This is a genomic window from Pseudomonas sp. SG20052 (assembly GCF_031766055.1).
Lineage (GTDB): Bacteria > Pseudomonadota > Gammaproteobacteria > Pseudomonadales > Pseudomonadaceae > Aquipseudomonas > Aquipseudomonas mandelii.
Genome location: NZ_CP134498.1, coordinates 59,018 through 81,272, shown reverse-complemented (window position 1 = coordinate 81,272; position 22,255 = coordinate 59,018). Strand labels below are relative to the sequence as shown.

The 22,255-nt window shown below is 58.9% G+C and carries 20 protein-coding genes; 13 read left to right on the top strand and 7 right to left on the bottom strand.

Going from position 1 to position 22,255, the window contains the following annotated elements; genetic code table 11:
- Together RHP74_RS00350 and RHP74_RS00345 are read right to left on the bottom strand one after the other, a co-directional pair.
- Window positions 1-951, bottom strand: coding sequence for a homoserine kinase (locus RHP74_RS00350; protein WP_083375345.1), 951 nt, complete (start codon window positions 949-951; stop codon window positions 1-3).
- A 58-nt stretch (window positions 952-1,009) separates the two neighbouring features.
- On the bottom strand, window positions 1,010-1,300 hold the full coding sequence (locus RHP74_RS00345) for a DUF2782 domain-containing protein (protein WP_010465626.1): 291 nt from the start codon (window positions 1,298-1,300) through the stop codon (window positions 1,010-1,012).
- A gap of 74 nt (window positions 1,301-1,374) precedes the next feature.
- Between RHP74_RS00345 and polA the strand changes: the two genes are divergently transcribed.
- Window positions 1,375-4,146, top strand: coding sequence for a DNA polymerase I (polA, locus tag RHP74_RS00340; RefSeq protein WP_102594698.1), 2,772 nt, complete (start codon window positions 1,375-1,377; stop codon window positions 4,144-4,146).
- Between the two features lie 284 nt (window positions 4,147-4,430).
- Here the strand turns inward: polA and yihA are convergent, their stop codons facing one another.
- Entirely contained in the window at window positions 4,431-5,075 is a 645-nt protein-coding gene (gene yihA / locus RHP74_RS00335) for a ribosome biogenesis GTP-binding protein YihA/YsxC (protein WP_010465622.1), read from the bottom strand.
- A 191-nt stretch (window positions 5,076-5,266) separates the two neighbouring features.
- Here yihA and RHP74_RS00330 point away from each other — a divergent pair, with 191 nt between their 5' ends.
- The 7 genes from RHP74_RS00330 (at window position 5,267) to RHP74_RS00300 (ending at window position 12,523) form a co-directional block, all read left to right on the top strand.
- Window positions 5,267-5,557: a cytochrome c5 family protein gene (locus RHP74_RS00330; RefSeq protein WP_010465620.1), complete on the top strand. Its 291-nt coding sequence runs from the start codon at window positions 5,267-5,269 to the stop codon at window positions 5,555-5,557.
- Window positions 5,558-5,603: 46 nt separating this feature from the next.
- Window positions 5,604-6,215, top strand: a complete 612-nt coding sequence (locus tag RHP74_RS00325) for a cytochrome c4 (protein WP_010465618.1) — start codon at window positions 5,604-5,606, stop codon at window positions 6,213-6,215.
- Between the two features lie 200 nt (window positions 6,216-6,415).
- Complete coding sequence (locus RHP74_RS00320; RefSeq protein ID WP_311097127.1) at window positions 6,416-7,057, top strand: thiol:disulfide interchange protein DsbA/DsbL; 642 nt, start codon at window positions 6,416-6,418, stop codon at window positions 7,055-7,057.
- A gap of 14 nt (window positions 7,058-7,071) precedes the next feature.
- Window positions 7,072-7,947 (top strand): endonuclease/exonuclease/phosphatase family protein, encoded by an 876-nt coding sequence (locus RHP74_RS00315; protein WP_010465613.1) that lies wholly within the window; start codon window positions 7,072-7,074, stop codon window positions 7,945-7,947.
- Window positions 7,948-9,951 (top strand): diguanylate cyclase, encoded by a 2,004-nt coding sequence (locus RHP74_RS00310; protein WP_311097123.1) that lies wholly within the window; start codon window positions 7,948-7,950, stop codon window positions 9,949-9,951.
- A gap of 103 nt (window positions 9,952-10,054) precedes the next feature.
- Window positions 10,055-10,834 carry an N-acetylmuramoyl-L-alanine amidase gene (locus tag RHP74_RS00305; protein WP_077748832.1) on the top strand — a complete coding sequence of 260 codons (780 nt, stop codon included), beginning with the start codon at window positions 10,055-10,057 and terminating at the stop codon, window positions 10,832-10,834.
- Window positions 10,835-10,909: 75 nt separating this feature from the next.
- Window positions 10,910-12,523 carry an EAL domain-containing protein gene (locus RHP74_RS00300; RefSeq protein ID WP_311097120.1) on the top strand — a complete coding sequence of 538 codons (1,614 nt, stop codon included), beginning with the start codon at window positions 10,910-10,912 and terminating at the stop codon, window positions 12,521-12,523.
- A gap of 14 nt (window positions 12,524-12,537) precedes the next feature.
- On the opposite strand, the gene RHP74_RS00295 is transcribed toward RHP74_RS00300, so the two are convergent.
- Window positions 12,538-14,325: an ATP-binding protein gene (locus RHP74_RS00295; RefSeq protein WP_311097118.1), complete on the bottom strand. Its 1,788-nt coding sequence runs from the start codon at window positions 14,323-14,325 to the stop codon at window positions 12,538-12,540.
- A gap of 7 nt (window positions 14,326-14,332) precedes the next feature.
- A complete protein-coding gene (gene algB / locus RHP74_RS00290) occupies window positions 14,333-15,679 on the bottom strand; it encodes a sigma-54-dependent response regulator transcription factor AlgB (RefSeq protein WP_010465602.1) in 1,347 nt (448 codons plus the stop codon).
- A gap of 442 nt (window positions 15,680-16,121) precedes the next feature.
- Between algB and RHP74_RS00285 the strand changes: the two genes are divergently transcribed.
- The 5 genes from RHP74_RS00285 to RHP74_RS00265 all read left to right on the top strand — a co-directional run bounded on the left by RHP74_RS00285 (window position 16,122) and on the right by RHP74_RS00265 (window position 20,586).
- The gene (locus RHP74_RS00285) at window positions 16,122-16,409 is read left to right on the top strand and encodes a hypothetical protein (RefSeq protein ID WP_010465600.1); all 288 of its coding nucleotides are present in this window, start codon (window positions 16,122-16,124) and stop codon (window positions 16,407-16,409) included.
- Window positions 16,410-16,491: 82 nt separating this feature from the next.
- Window positions 16,492-16,656 (top strand): DUF1328 domain-containing protein, encoded by a 165-nt coding sequence (locus RHP74_RS00280; protein WP_003177151.1) that lies wholly within the window; start codon window positions 16,492-16,494, stop codon window positions 16,654-16,656.
- 2 nt (window positions 16,657-16,658) lie between these two features.
- Entirely contained in the window at window positions 16,659-17,123 is a 465-nt protein-coding gene (locus RHP74_RS00275) for an inhibitor of vertebrate lysozyme family protein (protein ID WP_102594694.1), read from the top strand.
- 699 nt (window positions 17,124-17,822) lie between these two features.
- Entirely contained in the window at window positions 17,823-19,154 is a 1,332-nt protein-coding gene (gene gltP / locus RHP74_RS00270; protein ID WP_010465575.1) for a glutamate/aspartate:proton symporter GltP, read from the top strand.
- Between the two features lie 202 nt (window positions 19,155-19,356).
- Window positions 19,357-20,586 carry a nucleoside recognition domain-containing protein gene (locus RHP74_RS00265; protein ID WP_010465573.1) on the top strand — a complete coding sequence of 410 codons (1,230 nt, stop codon included), beginning with the start codon at window positions 19,357-19,359 and terminating at the stop codon, window positions 20,584-20,586.
- 97 nt (window positions 20,587-20,683) lie between these two features.
- Here the strand turns inward: RHP74_RS00265 and RHP74_RS00260 are convergent, their stop codons facing one another.
- On the bottom strand, window positions 20,684-21,319 hold the full coding sequence (locus RHP74_RS00260) for an ABC-type transport auxiliary lipoprotein family protein (protein ID WP_154502403.1): 636 nt from the start codon (window positions 21,317-21,319) through the stop codon (window positions 20,684-20,686).
- Window positions 21,316-22,254, bottom strand: coding sequence for an MlaD family protein (locus RHP74_RS00255; RefSeq protein WP_010465569.1), 939 nt, complete (start codon window positions 22,252-22,254; stop codon window positions 21,316-21,318). Before RHP74_RS00255 ends, RHP74_RS00260 begins: the two co-directional genes overlap by 4 nt.
- Between the last annotated feature and the right edge of the window lies 1 nt (window position 22,255).

Genomic DNA, 22,255 nt, shown 5'->3' with positions numbered 1-22,255 from the left:
TTAAAGGGCGAACGGTAGCGGCGTACTGACCTTCTGCCGCTGCGCCAACCGCTGCTGAAACTCCATCGGATCGTGAATCAACACGTCCTGACCGGCAAACGACTCCGCGGCAATCAACCGTGACAACCAGAACCGCACACACGCCACGCGCAACATGGTCGGCCACAGTTCAGCCTCTGCGGCAGTGAACGGACGCAACGCGGCATAGGCCCCGAGCAACGCCCGCGCCCGCGGCCCGTCGATCAGCCCGTCGTCATCCGAACACCAGTCATTCAAGGCAATCGCCACGTCATAGAGCATCGGCCCCGAGCAGGCGTTGTAGAAATCAATCAACCCGGTCAGGTGCGTGCCTTCAAACATCGCGTTGTCGCGGAACAGATCCGCGTGGATGTTGGCCCGTGGCAACGCCAGGATTTTCGTCTTCTGCTGAGTGATTTCGTCCAGCGCCCGCTGCAACAAATCACTCTGCTCGGCATTCAGGTGGGAGAGCAACTGCGTGCCCTCCTCCAGCATCCAGTCCAGGCCACGATCGGTTTTGCGCTTGATCATGTTGGCCTGGGTCGCCAGATGCAGATGGCCCAGCAACTCGCCGACTTGGGCGCAATGCTGCGCGTTGGCTTCCTTGATGTGCTTGCCGGCCAGGCGTGGTTGCAACAGCGCAGGCTTGCCGGCCAGTTCGCGCAAGGCCACGCCGTCGGTGGTGCGCAGTGCGTAAGGCACCGGCAAGTCGGCCTCGTGCAGCACATCGAGCAGTTCGATGAAGAACGGCATCTCCTGAACCGGACCGCGCTCGACCAGGGTCAGGACAAATTCGCCCTGCTCCAGGCTGATGAAGAAATTGGTGTTTTCACTACCGGCGGCAATTCCCTGGAAATCAAGCAGGCGGCCGAGCCCGTATGGGGCGAGAAAGGTTTCCAGCTCGGGCCGAGCCAGCGGGGTGAACACAGACATGTTTAAACTGCCAGTACGGGCGCCGCTGCATGAGCCAGCGCCGATTGAAATTAAGAAACTACTTCCATTCAAAAATCTTCCACGACGGAATCAGCATATCCGGCTGATCCGAGCGGATGAAGTTTGCATCTGTCCCATCCGCACGCACCAGGAAATACGGCGGTCCGACCTTCGGCGTGACCTTGATCGCGTACAGGAAACCGTTTTGGCGGTACTCCTGAATCGTTTTGTCCCCTTCCGTGCGGATCGTGACTTCCGGCTCCGGTGTGGGCGCATCATCCGCCGCCATGACGGCCAGGGGAACGGTTGCAAACAAGCCAGCCAGCAACAGGCGATTTAGTGTGCGCATGATAACCTTGTCCCTTTGTCGTCAACGGTCCCGCTATTCTAGCGCCGGACCCGCCGAAAAGGTTGATCCTGCTCATGAGCCAAGCCCCCCTCGTCCTGGTGGACGGTTCTTCTTACCTGTACCGCGCCTTTCACGCCCTGCCGCCGCTGACCACTTCCAAGGGTTTGCCGACTGGAGCGGTCAAAGGCGTGTTGAACATGCTCAAGAGTCTGCGCAAGCAGTACCCGGACAGTCCGTTCGCCGTGGTGTTCGACGCCAAGGGCGGGACATTCCGTGACGAAATGTTCGCCGAGTACAAAGCTAACCGTCCGAGCATGCCCGACGACATGCGCGTACAGATTGAGCCACTGCATCAGAGCGTGATCGCGCTGGGCTTCCCGTTATTGTGCGTCGAAGGCGTCGAGGCCGATGACGTGATCGGCACTTTGGCCCGCAGCAGCGCAGCAGCTGACCGACCAGTGGTGATCTCCACCGGCGACAAGGACATGGCGCAACTGGTCGACGGCCACATTACCTTGGTCAACACCATGACCGGTAGCGCGCTGGACGTGGAGGGCGTGAAGGAGAAATTCGGCGTCGCTCCCGAGCAGATCATCGATTATCTGGCACTGATGGGCGATTCTTCCGACAACATTCCGGGCGTTCCGGGCATTGGTCCTAAAACCGCTTCCGGCCTGTTGGTGGGTGTGAACGGCGGTCTGACCGAGCTGTACGCACAGCTCGACATCGTTCCGACCCTGCCGATTCGCGGCGCCAAGACCCTGCCGGCCAAGCTCGAAGAGCATAAGGAGATGGCATTCCTCTCCTATCAATTGGCAACCATCAAGATCGACGTGCCGCTGGACATCGGGCTCGACGACCTGCAAATGGGCCGGCCGGATCACGACAAACTCGCCGAGCTCTACACCCTGCTCGAATTCAAGAGCTGGTTTGAAGAAAACCAGCGTGATGCCAAGCGTTCCGGCCAGGAAGTTACCGTGCCGGTGGCTGAAGAAGCCGCTGTCGAGACCGAGCTCAAGTACACCACGATCCTGACCCAGGCCGATTTCGACCTGTGGCTGAAGAAGCTCAACGACGCCAAATTGATCGCCTTTGATACCGAAACCACCGGCATCGATGCGCAGCAGGCGCAGCTTGTCGGCCTGTCGTTTGCTGTACAGGCCAACGAAGCAGCCTACATCCCGCTGACCCATTCCTACATGGGTGTGCCGGATCAGCTTGATCGCGACACCGTGCTGCGCGCGCTGAAACCGATTCTGGAAGATCCGAACAAACTCAAGGTCGGCCAGCACGCCAAGTTCGACATGAACATCCTCGCCAACTGCGCCATCGGTGGCGACCAGAATTGCGGCATCACCGTGCAAGGCATCGCGTTCGACACCATGCTCGAATCTTACGTGCTGGATTCCACCGCGACCCGCCACGACATGGACAGCCTGGCGCTCAAGTACCTGAACCACACCACTACGAGTTTTCAGGACATCGCCGGCAAGGGTGCCAAGCAGCTGACGTTTGACCAGATCTCGCTGGAACTGGCCGGGCCTTACGCCGCCGAAGACGCCGACGTGACGCTGCGCCTGCACCAGACCTTGCAGGAAAAGCTCAATGCCATTCCGAGCCTGAGCAAAGTTCTGAGCGAAATCGAAATGCCGTTGGTGCCGGTACTGGCGCGAATCGAACGCCAGGGCGCGTTGGTCGATGCCAACCTGCTGGGCATCCAAAGCGTCGAGCTCGGCGACAAAATGGTCGCGCTGGAGCGTGAGGCATTCGCCATCGCCGGTGAAGAATTCAACTTGGGCTCGCCGAAGCAATTGGGCGTGATCCTGTACGAAAAGCTCGGGTTGCCGATCCTCAGCAAAACCGCCAAGGGCCAGGCGTCCACCGCCGAAGCCGTCCTGGCGGAACTGGCCGAGCAGGATTACCCGTTGCCCAAAGTGCTGATGCAGTACCGCTCGATGAGCAAGCTGAAAAGCACTTACACCGATCGCCTGCCGGAACAGATCAACCCGCGCACCGGGCGGATTCACACGTCCTATCATCAAGCTGTCGCGGCGACCGGGCGCTTGTCGTCCAGCGATCCGAACTTGCAGAACATTCCAATCCGCACGGCCGAAGGGCGGCGGATTCGTCAGGCGTTCGTCGCGCCAAAGGGCTACAAGCTGCTGGCGGCGGACTATTCGCAAATCGAGCTGCGGATCATGGCGCACCTGGCCAAGGACGAAGGTTTGCTGCACGCCTTCCGCAATGACCTGGACGTGCACAAGGCCACCGCCGCCGAAGTGTTCGGCGTGGAACTGGCCGACGTCACCACCGACCAACGTCGCAGCGCCAAGGCGATCAACTTCGGTTTGATCTACGGCATGAGCGCGTTTGGCCTGGCCAAGCAGATCGGCGTTGATCGCAAGCAATCCCAGGCATACATCGACCGTTATTTCGCCCGCTACCCGGGTGTTCTGGCGTACATGGAACGCACCCGCACCCAGGCGGCCGAGCAAGGTTTTGTCGAAACGATCTTCGGCCGACGCCTGTACCTGCCGGAAATCAACGCGAAAAACCCGGCCCTGCGTAAAGGCGCCGAACGCACGGCGATCAACGCCCCGATGCAGGGCACGGCGGCGGACATCATCAAAAAAGCCATGGTGGCGGTGGATAACTGGCTGACCTCCTCGGGCCTCGACGCCAAAGTCATCCTGCAGGTGCACGATGAATTGGTGCTTGAGGTGCGTGAAGATCTGGTCGACCAGGTCCGCGATGAAATTCGCGTGCACATGAGCGACGCCGTGAAGCTGGATGTACCGCTTCTGGTCGAGGTTGGCGTAGGCAATAACTGGGATGAGGCTCACTGAGCCGTCTGAAAGGGCGTTTTCTGCTGCGGCATAGTGCCGCGGCAGATGGGTCAAGAGCCCTTATTTCGGAAAGAAATCACACTTATTACAAATGGTTTCTGAAGCTCCGGAACTAAACCTGTGAACTGCCACTCAGAGTTACTGAATGGCTGGTGAAGCCCTTCGATGCTCCTATGTTGTGTTAAGTGTTGGCAGATATCTGGACCCCGCCCTAGCGGTCCGGAACTTGAACCCCGGAACTTCCCCCTCCCCATAAGAAGTCCGGGGTTTTTTTTGCCTGCGATTTATTGCTCCGCAACCTCGGAGCCTTTGTCCGCCAGCTCCATCCAGCCTGCCAATACAGTGTAGGCGTCTTCCAGACCCATGCGCTTTGGCGCCGAGAACAGCTGGATGCTAATCGCATCGCCCCATCCTTTGCGGATGTCTGCCTGAACCTTGAGCAGCACGTTTTTCGCCGCGCCATAGGTCAGCTTGTCAGCTTTAGTCAGCAAAATGTGCATCGGCATGCCACTGGCGACGGCCCAGTCGAGCATCAACAGGTCGAAATCGGTCATTGGATGACGGATGTCCATCATCAGAATCAGGCCTTTCAGACTCTCGCGACCACCCAGATAAGCTTCCAGGTGACGCTGCCAGTGCAGCTTCAACGGGATAGGCACTTTCGCGTAACCGTAACCCGGAAGGTCGACCAGACGACGATCATCGTCTAGCTTGAAGAAGTTCAAGAGCTGCGTGCGACCCGGAGTTTTCGAGGTTCGCGCCAGGCTGGCGTGCGTCAGGGTGTTCAGCGCGCTGGATTTGCCGGCGTTGGAACGCCCGGCGAAGGCCACTTCAAAGCCTTCGTCGTCGGGACATTGATCGACTTTGGCAGCGCTGAGCATGAAGGTGGACTGTTGGCACAGACCGAGGATGGGGTTCTTGAGTTGCATGGGATTTCCGATGTGGGCGGCGCCGGGAATGGACGCGGCAAGCGGTGTCGTTTCCGTTTCAGTGACGCCAGTATATAATGCCGCAGATTTTGTGTGCGCTTTGTCCCAGCGTAGGATGAAGTTCACGAGAGCGATTGACCTTGATTGCGCATTAGAACGCAGAACGCTCTCAACCCTGAAAAGGTCGTTTTATGACGAAATGGCTGCTAGCTGCCGGTGTCTTGATGCCGCTTTACAGCGCTCAGGCTACACAGGATCCGGAAGCTGTGTACAACCGTGTTTGTGGTGCCTGTCATTCCGGCCAACTACCCATGGCGCCCAAAAAGGGCGACCAGGAAGCTTGGACGCCGAGGTTGGCGAAAGGTATGGGGACGCTGGTGCAACACGTGACCCAGGGTTTCAAGGCGATGCCGCCGCGTGGTTTGTGCATGGACTGCAGTGCCGAGGATTACCAGGCAATCATCCAGTGGATGAGCGAGTGATCCCGGTCCATAACTCTTTAACCCTTAGCCGTAGTTGGATTAGCTGATGAACAAATTGATCGTGAGTCTGCTGTTGACCGTGGGGATCTCCGGCGTAGCCCATGCTGCAGGTGATGCAACTGCTGGTCAGGCGAAAGCCGCAGTATGTGGCGCCTGTCATGGCCCGGATGGCAACAGCATGGCGCCTAACTTTCCGAAACTGGCAGGACAGGGCGAGCGTTATCTGAACAAGCAGCTGCACGACATCAAGTCCGGCAAACGCACCGTTCTGGAAATGACCGGCCTGCTGACCAACCTGAGCGATCAGGACCTGGCTGATATCGCCGCTTACTTCGCCAGCCAGAAAGGCAGCGTTGGCGCCGCCGACCCGAAAGTCGTGGCTCGCGGTGAAGCCTTGTTCCGCGGCGGCGACCTGGCCAAGGGCCTGCCAGCCTGCACCGGCTGCCACTCTCCGGATGGCAAGGGCAACGCGGCTGCCGGCTTCCCGCATCTGGGTGGTCAGCACGCTCAATACGTTGCCAAGCAATTGACCGACTTCCGCAAGGAAGAAGGCGGTCGTGCCAACGATGGCGATACCAAACCAATGCAAAGCATTGCCAAAAAGCTCAGCGACGAAGATATCGCTGCGGTGTCCAGCTACATTCAAGGCCTGCACTAAGACCGGCGAACAGGGCGTGCCGCGGGAAGTACATCTCGTGCAACGTTAACGCTCTATTAATCCGTCGCAGCAAGTATAAAAAGGGTGGCTCAGGCCGCCCTTTTTTGTGGCCGCTGCCGTTACACTACAGAACTCAAGCCCGCCAGGACCTGTCTGAAAACAGGTCGCGCGAGGCGACCCAAATTGTCCAGGAGTAAAGCATGCGTAATCTGATCATCAGCGCCGCACTCGTCGCTGCCAGCCTGTTCGGCATGACTGCCCAAGCCGCCGAAGCACCCGCCGCCCCTTATGTCGAACTGACCAATCCGGTTCCGGTCGCCGTGCCTGGCAAGATCGAAGTCGTGGAGCTGTTCTGGTACGGCTGCCCGCATTGCTACGCTTTTGAACCGGTGATCAACCCTTGGGTCGAGAAACTGCCTTCCGACGTGAACTTCGTCCGTATCCCTGCCATGTTCGGCGGCCCATGGGACGCACACGGCCAGATGTTCCTGACCCTTGAAGCGATGGGCGTAGAGAACAAGGTTCACGCTGCGGTATTCAACGCAATCCAGAAAGAACACAAGAAACTGACCGACAAAGACGACATGGCCGACTTCCTGGCCACTCAAGGCGTAGACAAGGACAAGTTCCTGGCCACCTTCGACTCCTTTGCCATCAAAGGCCAGATCAACAAAGCCAAAGAACTGGCAAAGAAATATGAAATCTCCGGCGTTCCAACCATGATCGTCAACGGCAAATACCGCTTTGACGTGGGCTCTGCCGGCGGTGCCGAACAAGCGCTGCAATTGGCCGACAAACTCGTCAACAAAGAGCGAGCGGCTAACAAGGCTGCTGCCAACTAAGCGCGGGGCCCGCCATGCGCCGCTGGGGAACTGAACGTGTCGTTGGCCTGCATGATCCGCGGGTCAACGAGCATCACCTGGAATCGACGGGATTGCCCGCAGACAGCCGTCTGCGCTTGCTCAGTTTCAATATCCAGGTCGGCATCAGTACCGAGCGCTATCGGCACTACCTGACCCGAGGCTGGCAGCATCTGCTGCCGCACACCGGGCGTGCCGACAATCTGCAAAAGATCGGCAATCTGCTGGGCGACTTCGATCTGGTCGCCTTGCAGGAAGCCGATGGCGGCAGCCTGCGATCAGGCTACGTCAATCAGGTTGAACACCTGGCGCAGCTCGGCGCCTTTCCCTACTGGTATCAACAACTCAATCGCAATCTCGGTCGCCTCGGCCAGCACAGCAATGGCGTGCTCAGCCGCCTGCGCCCGTGGGCAATCGAAGATCATCCGCTGCCGGGGCCCAAGGGCCGCGGGGCGATTCTGGTGCGTTTCGGCGAAGGTCCGGAGGCGCTGGTGGTGGTGATGATGCACCTGGCGCTGGGTGCCCGGGCTCGCAGCATGCAACTGGCTTACATCCGCGAGTTGATCGGCGGTTACAAACACCAGGTGCTGATGGGCGACATGAATACCCACGCCAGTGATTTGCTGCAGAACTCCCCGTTGCGTGACCTCGGTCTGCTAGCACCGCAACTGGAAGCGACCTTCCCCAGCTGGCGCCCGCAGCGCTGCCTCGACCATATTCTGCTCAGCCCCACACTGACCCTTGAAAAGGTCGAGGTGCTGGCACAACCGATTTCAGATCACCTGCCCGTCGCGGTAGAGATTCGTCTGCCGGGTTCGCTCACGGCCGATGCATTCCCCGCGTTGAGTCCTGCCCCTTCGCGGATCCCATGAATGAGCGACGAAACACAGCGCTGGAAAGAGAAATACCTTAAAAGCATCGAACAACAGGAAAAGCTCGAACGCCGATGGGATGCCCGGCTCGACTTGCTGCGCCGTGGGCTGGTGCGCAGCACCCTGGCCGCAGAAGGCACCGATCGCGCCGTTGACCAGTGCATGAAGGAAATGCGCGAAGTCGTGCGCACCGATGACATGGACGCCGGCCTGGCCGCCCTGCTTCCACGCCTGGAAAAAGCCGTACTCGACTCCGAGCAGCGCCGGGAAACCCGGGTCAATCAGACCAGCGCCGCATTGACTGCGCTGGTGACTCAGCTGCAAACACTGCCACTGCCTCGAGAAGTCAGCCGGACGCTGAAGAACTTTGCCAAACAACTGGATGGTCGAGTCAGTCAGGCCCGTGAGATTCCGTTGCTGCTCAGCGAACTGAGTGGCCTGCAAGGCAAAGCCTTACGTCAACTGGATAACCCGGCAGAACCTGATCGCCCCGGTTTTCTGCAGCGCCTGTTTGGTAACCGGGAAGCGGATGAGGCCACCCCACAGGCCACCGTTCCTGCGGTGCAAGCGGCGCCCCTGCAAACTGTCGAACCGATTGCCGAGACCCCGCCGGCAACGGTTGATCTCGCACCCGCGGTGGAGCATCCGCCAGTCGAACAGCCAACGGTCATCGACGTCCAACCTGCCGCTGCGATCCCTGAATCACTGGAAGTACAGGCAATAGAACCTGCTCCGGAATTGGTGGTGTTTGTCCCGCCTGTGCTTCAGTCAGAGACTGCATCTGCGCAAGCGGTAGAGCCACAGACCCAGCCGAACATCGAACAACCGATAGACCCAACTCCAGCCGAGCAAGAGCCACAGGCAGTCAACCCGGATGAACTGACCCCGGTGACCATCGAGACAGAGCACCTGGCGCCAGAGGAAGTTCTCTACGCCCTGCCCGACTCACCCGAGCCGTCCTATAGTTCAGTCGCCAAGCATATCGAAGATACGCTCCTTGGCCTCCTCGACGACCTGACGCTGCCCGAACGCCATCGACCACAAGCCGAAGCGATGCGTGATCGTCTGCAAAACGGGTTGAACTGGTACGAACTGATCCCGATCCTCGATGATCTGGCGACGTTGATGCTGGCGATCACCGACAGCGGCCAGCACGAATTCGAAGCGTACCTGCAACAACTCAACGAACGTCTCGAATCGTTCCAGAGCAACTTGCAAGCTGCCAGCGACGGCCACGCCGACAACCGCTCGGCTGCACGCGAGATGGATACGCAGATTCGCGAGCAAGTCGACGGCCTGCAGAGCAGCGTGCAAGAAGCGGCGGACCTGGAAGACCTCAAGCACGTCTTGGAGAACCGCCTCGAAGGCCTGCTCGGCACCATGGATCAACACCAGAAACAGCGCGACGAACGTGAGCAGGAAGTCGCGGCTCGGTTGCAAAGCCTGGCCGAACGCGTGGCGCACATGGAACAGGAAGCGCTGGGCTACCGCGAACACCTTGAAGAACAACGGCAGAAAGCGCTGCTCGATCCCCTCACCGGCCTGCCCAATCGCGCGGCCTGGAGTGAGCGGCTGGAACACGAAGTCCGCGAATGGCAGCAACACGGCAACATCCTGTTGCTGGCGATGCTCGACCTCGACCACTTCAAACGCATCAATGATAACTACGGTCACCTGGCAGGTGACAAAGTGCTGAAAATCATTGCCAACGTGTTGCGCAAACGCCTGCGCGGGACGGATTTCATTGCGCGGTTCGGGGGTGAAGAATTTGTCTTGCTGATGCCCGACACGTCACCGATAAATGGCGCACAACTGCTGGATACTTTGCGCGCATCGATTGAAGCCTGCCCTTTTCACTTCAAGGGCGAGCGGGTGACCATCACCATTTCCGTAGGTTTTACGGCATTCAAACCCGGAGAACACAGCGACCTGGTGCTTAAAAGAGCCGATCAGGCGCTATACCGTGCGAAAAATGGTGGTCGCAATCGCGTCGAGGCTGGTTGACAGCCAATTGTTCCATTTTATTTAAAACAGCGCTTTTGCCCTCTTCGCGCAAGTCAGTACGTTACACTGTTGCATTACTGACTTGCGTGTACTGCCTCCTGCCATGAAATGTCTTGCCCTCTTTACGTCGCTGCTCCTGTTGGCCGGTTGTGCCAGCGGCCCGCGGATCGACACCAGCCACCCTTCAGCCAATCACGACAGTCGTATTCAGTTCGTGGTGGTGCATTACACCTCCGCCTCCCTCGAGCGCTCCCTGCAATTGCTGACCCACGGCGAGGTCAGCAGTCACTACCTGATCGGTGACGACAAAGGCGCCACCATCTATAAGCTGATGGATGAAAATCTTCGATCCTGGCACGCAGGCGAAAGCGAATGGCAAGGCCGGACCTGGCTGAACTCCAGCTCCATCGGCATCGAGATCGTCAATCCTGGCTTCAAAGACACTCCGACGGGCCGCCTTTGGTATCCCTACAGTGAAGATCAGGTTCAGTCGCTGATCTTCCTGCTCAAAGACATCAGCAAGCGTTACAACATCAACCCTCGTTCCATCATCGGGCACAGCGACATCGCGCCGCTGCGCAAGCTCGATCCCGGCCCGCTGTTCCCCTGGAAGCGCCTGGCCGGCGAAGGCATAGGCGTCTGGCCAAACGAGCAGGCCGTCGCACGCCAGCAAACCCAGTTCGCGGCAGAACTGCCGAGCATCAGCTGGTATCAGGGACAGCTGGCCCGACTGGGTTATGCCACGCCACAAACGGGCGAGCTTGATGTCGCTACGCGCCATGTACTGGCGGCCTTTCAAATGCATTTCCGCCCCGCTCGATTCGATGGCACTCCTGACGCTCAGACGGCGGCGCTTCTACAAGTTTTGAATCAGACAAAATAATGACGGCCGCCCGACGGTAAGGGCTTTTTCTCAATCAGCAGCTATAACTCATTGGTAATTCTTCGGATATCCATAATGGCTGTAGCTCGAGAGACGCTCCGTAGCTGGTTCTATCGCCCTTGGTTTTTGGCGACGCTGGCTGCTGCCTTGAGTGCAACGCTATTGATGACCGCCAGCCTGTTTCTGGCGATGCATCAAGTGGAGCAGCGGGAAAGCCAGGAAATGAATGCCCAGGGCGAGCGTTTCCTCGCCCGGCTTGAACAGCTATTCGGGCAGCTACGCGAAAGCCTCGACGATCTGGAAGCCCAGCCCCTGCGTGGCTGCGATGATGAAATGATCGCAACCTTGCAACAGGTCAGCTTCAACTACCGATTTGTTTACGAAGCGGCCTACATGGACGCCTCGCGGATTTGCTCGAATCGACCTCGCCAGGTAGGGCTGTCATTAAGTCGACCACCAGACATCAAAGGCCCCACCTACAGTTACTGGCTGAACACCACCACCGAACCCGATGAAAACCGTGCTGCGCTGATGCTGGGACGCGGCAACTTTCGGGTCGCTACCTCTCGTGGCCATTTGACCGACATGGTCGATCTCTCCCCGGGCAGTAGCCTGCTGGTGGTGCTCTCCCATGGCACTCGTGCGATTCCTGTCCTCGGTGCCGCACAGGCCTGGCCGCCCACGGAATTCTGGCCCCTGGAAAGCCGCGATGCGCTGCAGGTGACACAAACCCGCTTGATTTACCGCATGCCCACCAACAACCCCGAATACCAATTGGTGCTGATCACCCCACGCACGAACATGCATGTGCCAGCCGTGTGGTGGTGGCTGCTGCCGGCCAGTCTGGCGCTGAGTGCCTTGGTCGGTTTCATGGTGTTTCTGCTGGTGCGCCAGCGTCAGTCACTGGACGCTGAACTGAACGGCGCCATTCGACGGGGCGAATTGCAGGTGTTGTATCAGCCGATCTTCGATCTCGACAGCCGCAACTGTGTCGGGGCCGAAGCCTTGCTGCGCTGGCGAAGGCCGGACGGCACGCTGACCAGCCCCGACCTGTTTATCCCGATGGCGGAAAACACCGGCCAGATCCGCCAGATGACCGACTTCGTATTGCAGCGACTTCTCGAACAACTGGGGCAACTGCTACGCGCCAATCCGCAGTTGTACATCTCCGTCAACCTTGCAGCTTGCGACGTCATGGTGCCGCGTATCGGCCAGGTGATGGCACGCCTGCTGACCTTGCACCGGGTCGCGGCAAAGCAGATTGCTTTTGAGGTGACTGAGCGGGGCTTGATCGATGTAGTGGTGGCCAGGGAAAACCTGCAAGCCTTGCGCGATGTCGGGCATCAGGTGCTGATCGATGATTTCGGCACGGGCTATTGCAGCCTCGCCTACCTGCAAACCCTGCCGGTGGACTGCCTGAAAATCGACAAGGCGTTCATTGATGCGCTGGGCCATGATGCCGCCAGCAGCGGCGTGGCACCGCACATCATTCATATGGCCCAGGCCCTGCAACTCAGGGTGATTGCCGAGGGCATAGAACATGAAGCCCAAGCGGCGTTTCTGAGCAGCGAAGGCGTCAAGTATGGTCAGGGCTGGCTGTTCGCCCATGCACTGAGCGCCGTGCAGTTCATCGAATTGATTACCCGTGGGCGCCGACTGAGCAATCGACGCCTGGATGATGAAGCCTGAGCAGACTGCTGGGTCTACACCGCCAGCGCCATGTAGAACTGCGTGCCCTGTCCCGGCCGCGAATAAACGCCCATTCGCCCGCCATGCAACTGCACGATTTCCTTGCACAACGCCAAACCAAGTCCGGCACCGCCCTTCTTGCGTCCGACCTGGACGAAGGGCTCGAAGATCCGCCCCTGCTGACCGTAGGCAATGCCTTCACCGTTGTCTTCAACGCTGATAATCACTCGCTCACCATGGCGCCGCGCCTGCAAACGTATCAGTCCATCCTGGGCGGTATGACGCAAAGCGTTATCGATCAGGTTATCGAGCACCCGGTCCAATTGCGCCTGGTCGGCCTGCAATCGGGGTAACGGCCCCTGCACTTCCACCCGCAGCTCAATACCCTTCTGCGCCGCAGCCCCGGCAAAGCGTGCCTGAGCCTGTTCCAGTAACTCTTCAATGGAACAAGGCGCCAGCGTGAGTTTCTGCAACCCGTTTTGGTAGCGCGAGAAATTCAGCAGGTCGTTGATCAGCTGCATCAAGCGCTGCATTTCTTCGTTCACGGTGTCCAGTAAATCGGCTTCGCGAGAGTCTTCAGGAAATTTCGCCCGTTCGCGGAACAACCCGAAGGCCATGTGCATCCCGGTCACCGGGGTGCGCAACTCATGGGAGGCGCGCAAGACGAACTCGCTGCGCACCCGTTCGAATGCACGCTGTTCTGTGACGTCATGCAGCACCATCACGGCGCCAAGAATGTGGCCCTGCGTATGGCTGACAGGGGTCAGGCTGTACGTCAGTAACCTCGACTCACCGTCGACCTCAATACTCAGGTCTTCCGGCGCCCGCTCCAGGGTCCCGCCGCGCAGCACCAATTGCAGCTGCTCATCCAGTTCAGGACGATCGAGCGCTGTGCCCAGCCCTTGACCGAGTCGGTCGGTGTCCCACCCCAACTGACGCTGGGCCACGGGGTTGAGGTGTTCCAGATGCCCTTCGCGGTCGATCATCAACAACCCATCGTCGATGCTGTCGAGTACCGCTTGCAAACGCTGCTGACCGGCGAGCAGCTCGTCGATGTTCATCGCCTGATGCTCACGCAGCGCCTCTGCCATGATGCCGAAGCGCTTGGTCAGCTGGTTCATTTCCTCGGCGGAGGAAACCGGCAGTGTCACCTCGAAATTACCCTGGCCGATGTCGTCGGCAGCCTGGACCAACGCTTCAATCGGAGCGCCAAACCGCCGGGCGATTGCATGGGCGGTCACGAACCCGATGATCAGCACGGCCAGCCCTATCAAACCGAGCAGCCCGGCAATCAGCAACGCGCGTTCCCGGGCCTGGCGTTCGATGTCATTGATGTTATCCAGGGAACGCTTTTGTTCGGAGACGAGACCGCTGCGCAGGGTATTGAATTTTTCCAACAGCGCCTCGTTGCCGGTCAATACGGGCACCGAGGCTGGTGTTTGATCGTAGGCCTGAAGAAAGTCGAGGTAGTCAGCCTTCGCCTGTGTGAAACCGTAGCCGCCATTGCCGGATTGCTGAAGGGAAGTGCCTTCGTCAAGCAGCTCGAGGTAGTGCTGCCTGGAGGCCTGGAACGCTGCGGGATCGGGATTTTCGTCGATCATGATCATCAGTTGATCGCCCAAGGCCTGACGCAATTTCAAGCCCAGGTCCAGCGTGACAAAGTTTTTGCGAACCAGCACTTCCTGGGTACCAGCCATCTGCATCACGCTGACCAGCCCGAGCAAGAGCCCGAGCAGCGCCACGGTAATCAGCGCCGAAATACTCAGGAACAGCCGAGTACGCAGCTTCATCGCCAGTTTCATTGCCGGCTCACAGGTTGTACTGCTTGCGTTTGCGATACAGGGTCGAGGCATCGATGCCAAGTGTCTTGGCCGCCTGATCGAGGGTATCGGCGGTGGCGAGGACGGCACCGATGTGGGCTTTCTCCAATTCATCCAGGCTCAACGCCGCACCAATTCGAGGGGCGTTGTTGGTCGGGGTCTCGGCCATGCCCAAGTGGCTGATCTCGACACGTTCCTGAGGGCAGATAATGCTCGCCCGCTCCACCACGTTACGCAGTTCGCGGATGTTGCCGGGCCAGCGGTAACCCAGCAACGCTTCGCGAGCCTCGTCGCTAAAGCCACGTGCCGGACGTGCGTACTCCTTGACGAAACGCGCCAGGAAACGGTCGGCCAGGTTCAGAATGTCCTCCCGGCGCTCGCGCAGTGGCGGCAAGTGCAAGGTAATGACGTTCAGGCGATAGAGCAGGTCTTCACGGAAACGACCGTCGCGCACCATGTCTTCGAGGTTCAGGTTGGTCGCGGCGAGGATGCGCACATCGGCGCGGCGGGTCACGGGGTCCCCCACGCGCTCGTATTCCTTGTCCTGAATGAATCGCAGCAACTTGGGTTGCAACGTCAGGGGAAAATCGCCGATCTCGTCGAGAAACAAGGTACCGCCGTCCGCTTGATTGACCCGACCCAAGGTGCTTTCGCTGGCACCGGTGAAGGCGCCGCGGCTGTGGCCGAAGAGTTCACTTTCCATCAATTCCGCCGTCAGCGACGGGCAGTTGATGGTGACGCAGGATTTCTTCTGGCGTTTGCTCCAACCGTGGATGGCTTGGGACAGTTCACCTTTACCGGTACCGGACTCGCCGAGAATCAGAATGTTGGCGTCAGTGCTGGCGACCTGCCGTGCGGTTTCGAGAACCACTTTCATGGCCGGGCTATGGGAATCCAGTCCGTCCTTGGGTTTACGCACTTCGCCTTCAAGGGCTTCCAGCCGTGCCGAGAGTTGCCGAACTTCCAGCTGTTTGGCGGTGGCCAGACGCAACTGGTCGGGGCTGCAAGGTTTGACGAGGTAGTCGGCGGCACCGGCCTGGATCGCATCCACGGCGGTGTCGACAGCCGAGTGAGCGGTGACGATCACCACCCGCATCCAGGGTGCCTGAATGCGCATCTGAGCCAGCACATCCAGGCCATTGTCTTCACCCAGGCGCAGATCGAGGAAGCACAGATCAAACACCTGACGTTGCAGCAACGCATCGGCCTGCGCTGCACTGTTCGCGGTGGCGACGCTATAGCCTTCATCTTCAAGGCAATAGCGGAAGGTTCGCAGAATGGCGGATTCGTCATCCACCAGCAGAATGCGGCCTTGATGCTCAGTGGCTGATTCCATGTTCCTGCGCTCCTTTATTGAATGATCTTGAGTTAGTCCCGGAAAAATCGGGCAAGTTGCATGGTTGATTCTGATCCATTCCGGCCATGGCAGGGTAGCTCTCTACTCATCCATTAGCTAATGGACTGATTTCTCTGGTTTTTTGCACAAAAATCGCCGTTGAGGCGATTACCTGCGTTCTTTTCTGACATCCGCGCCCTCCTCTCAATTCAAAAATAATCAAAGTTGCCGGGAAACGATCGTGCAATACGCACGACCCTGCACGGCCCATCGTGCAGGATGCGTCCCTCATGATTTATACGCCAGATCTAACATATTGATTTAAAACGATTTTTTTCTTTGAAAAAGCTGGCATGCAGGCTGCAATAGCCTAGATAACCAGGGCCATTTTGAATCGACGCCCACTAAACAAGATCACCACCAGAGTGGGAGGAGTTTCAGGATGAATCGCCAACGTGTCGCCCAATTGCGTATCTCGCCGTTGCATATCCAACAAGGACTGTTTGGCATTCTGGCGCTGCTGATCACGCTGATCGCAGGTCAGCAGTTTTTGCTTTGGGAACAGAGCCAGCAACCAGAGGCTCCGCACCTGTCGATTCAACGCGCTACCCAGACCCATTTCAGCGCCGTCAGCAGCAGCCAGGCTGACCTCGCACCGATGCGAATGATGGACGTCGACCAGGCGCAGCCTGTGGATGAGATGCCCCGTCAGGAACGTTGGGTGTTCTGAGCAACCGGACTTGGCGCGCTCAATGCGCCGGGAAAAGCAACACAAGCTGCACCTCTAATATAGAAGCGTAAGGAGAATCACCATGTTGAGCTGGGCAATCACATTCTTGATCATTGCCATCATTGCTGCAGTACTGGGCTTCGGTGGTATCGCGGGCACCGCCACGGGTATCGCCAAGATTCTCTTTGTCGTGTTCCTGGTGATGTTTATTGCTTCCTTCTTCTTTGGCCGTCGCGGTCGAGGCTGAACATGAGCGTTTTGTTAAAGACACTGGCAGCCGCCCTGCTTCTGGGCGGTAGTGCCATGGCGATGGCGGCCAATGACGGCCAGACGCGGGCCAGCGAATTATTGAATTCGGACCCGCAGTACCGTGAAACGTGGACTAAAGTCGTTAAAAAGGAAGAACGACTGCCGGAATGGGTGATGAACCTGTCTGGCGATGCCGAGCAAATGAATGCTGTTGAAGAGGATGGCGACAAGTACCTGGTCGGGCCGCTTTGCGAAACGCAACCGACGTGCCTGAGCAAGCGCTTGATCGTGGCTTTCAGCTTCGACAAACAGGACGCCTACGCCATGCTGGTCGAAGTACCTGCAGGATTGCCGGCCGACAAGTCGCCAACGCGACATGCCGACTACCGCTTCCTCGGGAAACCGAACCAAGGCATGCAGGACATGTTGATGGAACAGCTCAAGAAAGATCCGAACTGGTACTGAGTTTGAAACACGAAAGGAGCAGCATCGCTTCTTTCCAGTGCGCTACCCGAGGAAGGTAGACGCATGACCAAGGGGTCGGGACGTTCTGACTGTTTCAGGGTCGGAGTGACCTACGGGCACATGGAGTGTCTGCGCAAGGGCCGGGTCAGGTAATAAAGCTGCGACGCAAGTTCGCCAGCCCAGAGTGGCTGGACGGACTTGCGAAGAGCTTCAACGTGCAAAGCGTTGATCTAGAGCACTGCACCCTATTCCCCCTGCTGCATATTCCCCACAAAACCGTTTCGCGGTGTTTCTTCACGACCGTATATCGAGAAACCTTCGACTTTCGGCAGAAGAGTTTTCGCTGCCAAACGTAGGCTTTTTCCGAAATTTCGTCATGAATTCAACTGTTTAAAAAACAACCAACCTCCTCTGAAATGGCCGGTTCACGGCACTTATGCCTGCCGAAATGTCGTATTCGAACCGGTTGGGACGCGAGTTTCAATTAAAAAAGCTCATGCCGATTCGGCATAGGGTAGGCGTTTACGGCATTAGACGTCGCATCCTTGCATCGGAATAGTTGCGCCTTTTTTCGCCTGCCAGAGAGCCGAAACAAAGCGCTCCGGGGCACCTTATACGGGGGCAGATGCGCAGACTTTTTCGCCACGAGCGTTCCAGTTCTTGCATTCGCCTGAGTCAAACGCAAGTAAGGGTAAAGATATGAAGAAGGCAAAGCTCAGCCTCGCCTGGCAGATCCTCATCGGTCTGGTTCTGGGGATAGCAATCGGTGCGCTGCTCAACCATTTCAGTGCCGAAAAAGCCTGGTGGATCAGCAACGTCCTGCAACCGGCAGGCGATATCTTTATCCGTCTGATCAAGATGATCGTGATCCCGATCGTCATCTCCTCGTTGATCGTCGGCATCGCTGGCGTAGGCGATGCGAAGAAACTCGGGCGTATCGGCCTCAAGACCATCATTTACTTCGAGATCGTCACCACCATCGCCATCGTGGTCGGTCTGGTGCTGGCCAACGTGTTCCATCCGGGCACCGGCATCGACATGAGCACCCTGGGTACGGTGGATATTTCCAAGTACCAGGCCACAGCTGCCGAGGTTCAGCATGAACACGCGTTCATCGAAACCATCCTCAACCTGATCCCGTCGAACATCTTCGCGGCCATGGCCCGCGGCGAAATGCTGCCGATCATCTTCTTCTCCGTATTGTTCGGCCTCGGTCTGTCGAGCCTGCAATCGGACCTGCGCGAGCCGCTGGTGAAGATGTTCCAGGGCGTATCCGAGAGCATGTTCAAAGTCACCCACATGATCATGAACTATGCCCCGATCGGCGTGTTCGCACTGATCGCGGTGACCGTGGCCAACTTCGGTTTCGCTTCTCTGATACCGCTGGCCAAACTGGTGATCCTGGTTTACGTCGCCATCGCCTTCTTCGCCTTTGTCATTCTCGGCCTGATTGCCAGGATGTTTGGCTTCTCGGTGATCAAGCTGATGCGCATCTTCAAGGATGAGCTGGTGCTGGCCTACTCCACCGCCAGTTCCGAAACCGTGCTGCCGCGCGTGATCGAGAAGATGGAAGCCTACGGCGCGCCGAAAGCCATTTGCAGCTTCGTGGTGCCGACCGGTTACTCGTTCAACCTCGACGGCTCGACCCTGTACCAGAGCATCGCGGCGATCTTCATTGCCCAGTTGTACGGCATCGACCTGTCGATCAGCCAGCAATTGCTGCTGGTGCTGACCCTGATGGTGACGTCCAAAGGCATCGCCGGCGTACCGGGCGTGTCCTTCGTAGTGCTGCTGGCCACCTTGGGCAGCGTGGGTATTCCGCTGGAAGGCCTGGCCTTCATCGCCGGTGTAGACCGCATCATGGACATGGCGCGTACTGCCTTGAACGTGATCGGCAATGCCTTGGCCGTGCTGGTCATCTCCCGCTGGGAAGGCATGTACGACGACGCCAAGGGCCAACGCTACTGGAATTCGCTGCCGCATTGGCGCAGCAAGGAAAAGCTGCCAGTTGGCGAGGTTTCCAAGAACTAACGCAAAACCTTGCAGGAGTGAGCCTGCTCGCGATAGCGGTGCATCAAACAACAGAGATGTTGGAAGTGCCGCCCCCATCGCGAGCACGCTCACTCCTACAAAGGTCCGGTGTAAGCCGAACAAACAAACCCCGGAGAAATCCGGGGTTTGTCGTTTCTGCACACCCCGCTATCATTCGCGGCATTCTTCGGGGGATTTAACTGTGCTCAATGGCCTGTGGCTTGGCTTTTTCATCGTGGCTGCCGTTTCGGCACTGGCGCAATGGCTGATCGGCGGTAACGCCGGGATCTTCGCGGCGATGGTGGAAAGCATTTTCGCCATGGCCAAGTTATCGGTCGAAGTCATGGTCCTGCTGTTCGGCACCCTGACCCTCTGGCTGGGCTTTCTGCGAATTGCCGAGAAGGCCGGGATCGTCGAATGGCTGGCCAAGGCGCTGGGCCCCTTGTTTTTGCGCCTGATGCCGGAAGTGCCGGCCGGTCACCCGGCCATCGGCCTGATCACGCTGAACTTTGCCGCCAACGGCCTGGGCCTGGACAACGCCGCCACGCCAATCGGCCTCAAAGCCATGAAGGCGCTGCAAGAACTCAACCCCAGCGCCACCATCGCCAGCAATGCGCAGATCCTGTTCCTGGTCCTCAACGCCTCCTCCCTGACCCTGCTGCCGGTGACGATCTTCATGTACCGCGCCCAGCAAGGTGCGCCCGATCCGACGCTGGTGTTCTTGCCGATTTTGCTGGCAACCAGCTGCTCGACACTGGTGGGCCTGCTGTCGGTGGCGTTCATGCAACGTCTGCGACTGTGGGACCCCGTGGTGCTCGCGTACCTGATTCCCGGTGCCTTGGCCCTCGGTGGCTTCATGGCGCTGCTGGCGACGCTCTCGGCGACCGCTCTGGCCGGCCTGTCATCGATCCTCGGCAACCTGACGCTGTTCGGGTTGATCATGCTGTTTCTGGTGGTTGGCGCATTGCGCAAAGTGAAGGTCTACGAAGCGTTCGTCGAAGGCGCCAAGGAGGGCTTCGACGTGGCCAAGAACCTGCTGCCGTATCTGGTGGCGATGCTCTGCGCCGTCGGTGTACTGCGGGCGTCCGGGGCGCTGGATTTTGGTCTGGACGGGATTCGGCATCTGGTGGAGTGGGCCGGTTGGGACACGCGCTTCGTCGACGCACTGCCGACAGCGATGGTCAAACCGTTCTCCGGCAGCGCCGCGCGGGCGATGCTGATCGAAACGATGAAGACCTCTGGCGTGGACAGCTTCCCGGCGCTGGTGGCGGCGACGGTCCAGGGCAGTACGGAAACGACATTCTATGTGTTGGCGGTGTACTTCGGCGCGGTGGGCATCCAGCGGGCGCGGCACGCGGTGGGGTGTGCGTTGCTGGCGGAGTTTGCTGGCGTACTGGGCGCCATCGGCGTTTGCTACTGGTTCTTCGGTTAACCAACGATCCCCTGTGGGAGCGAGCCTGCTCGCGATAGCGGTGTGACAGTCAACATTAGTGGTGACTGATTTACCGCTATCGCAAGCAGGCTCACGCCTACAGGGGTCCCGTGTTGGCTTTAAGGGCGACTTTCTGGCCTTGCTCTACCGTCCAAGCCACCACCTGCGCCGTCAACTGATCACTCGCCTGGCCAAATCCGGCCACCACCGCCGGCACTTTCACATCGCTCAATGGCTGACGCACTTCAAAGCGGCGGCTGGCGAGGATGCGCTGGTCATACCCGCGCACCAGCAAGGCATCCAGCCGCACGACCACGCTCGCAGCGGTGCCTTGGTACTCAGTCTGAAATGCTTGCAGGCTCCCGCCCAACTCCAGATCTGCCTGGAAGTTGCTGTCATCCGTGCTCAGCAACGGCACCCGGCCGTCCCGCTGGAAACCATCCAGCAACCGATTACGCAGCAACACCGGCGCCGGATCACTCCAGCGCGAGGCGGTGTAGCTGCTGATCAGATCACCTTGCGGGATCACGGCGATTTTCGGGCTGTTCAAGGCTTCGCTGGCCTGCGGCTTGGTCAGGCGCAGCGACCAGCCTTGCGGCGTGCCGTGGCTGGCCGAAACGCTGCTCTGGGCCGACGGCAAGCGATAGACATCGGAGGGCTCGGACTTGGGCAGGATCGAGCAGGCGCTGACCAACGTGAAGCTGGCGAGGAGGGCGAAGGTCGCAAGCTTCATGGCGTGAACTCCTTGTTCTTGTCATTGCCCAGCAAATAACCGCTGGGGTTGGCTTCCAGGCGCTGGGAGATCGCTCGCAACGACGTCAGGGTGTCGCGCAGCTCGCGCACCGCTGGCGCCAGGCCATTGAGGCCCTGCAAGCCGCTGTTCAGGGAATCCTGGTTGGTCGTGAGCAACTTGTTGATGGTCGCGCTGCTTTGTTCCAGTGATTTCATCGCCTGCTCGGCGCTGCCGAACATCTGCTTGCCCTGATCGTTGAGCAAGCCGTTGGCGTTGCGCATCAGCGTCGACGTCTGTTCCAGCATGGCGCCAGCCTGCTTGCCGACGGAGGCCAGTTGCTGCATCGCCTGACGAATATCACCGCGCTGGTCGGCGATGGTCCCGGTGGTTTGTTCCAGATGTTCCAGCGTCTTGCTGATGCGCTCGACGTTCTCCGTGGAAAACATCAGGTTGGCGTTATGCATCAGTGTGTTCACACCGGCCATCAGGTCGCCGCTGTCATTGAGCAAGCGAGCGATAGGCGAGGGTGAAGCGACAATCACCGGCAGATGGCCGTCCTTGCCTTTGAGGGTCGGGCTTTGCGGCGTACCGCCACTGAGTTGAATGATCGATGTACCGGTGATCCCGGTCAGCGCCAGGATGGCCCGGGTGTCTTCCTTGATCGGCGTATCGCCGCCCAGGCGAATCCGCGCCAGCACCCGGCGCGGGTCTTTCGGGTCCAGGCGCAACGTCACCACATCACCGACCTTGATCCCGCTGTACTGCACGGCGCTGCCCTTGGACAAGCCACTGACCGCCTCGTTGAAGACGACTTCGTAATCCTTGAACTCGGTGTCGACACTGGACTTGGCCAGCCACAGGCCGAAGAGCAGGGCACCTGCCACCACAATCACGGTGAACAGGCCGATCAATACATGATGGGCTCGGGTTTCCATG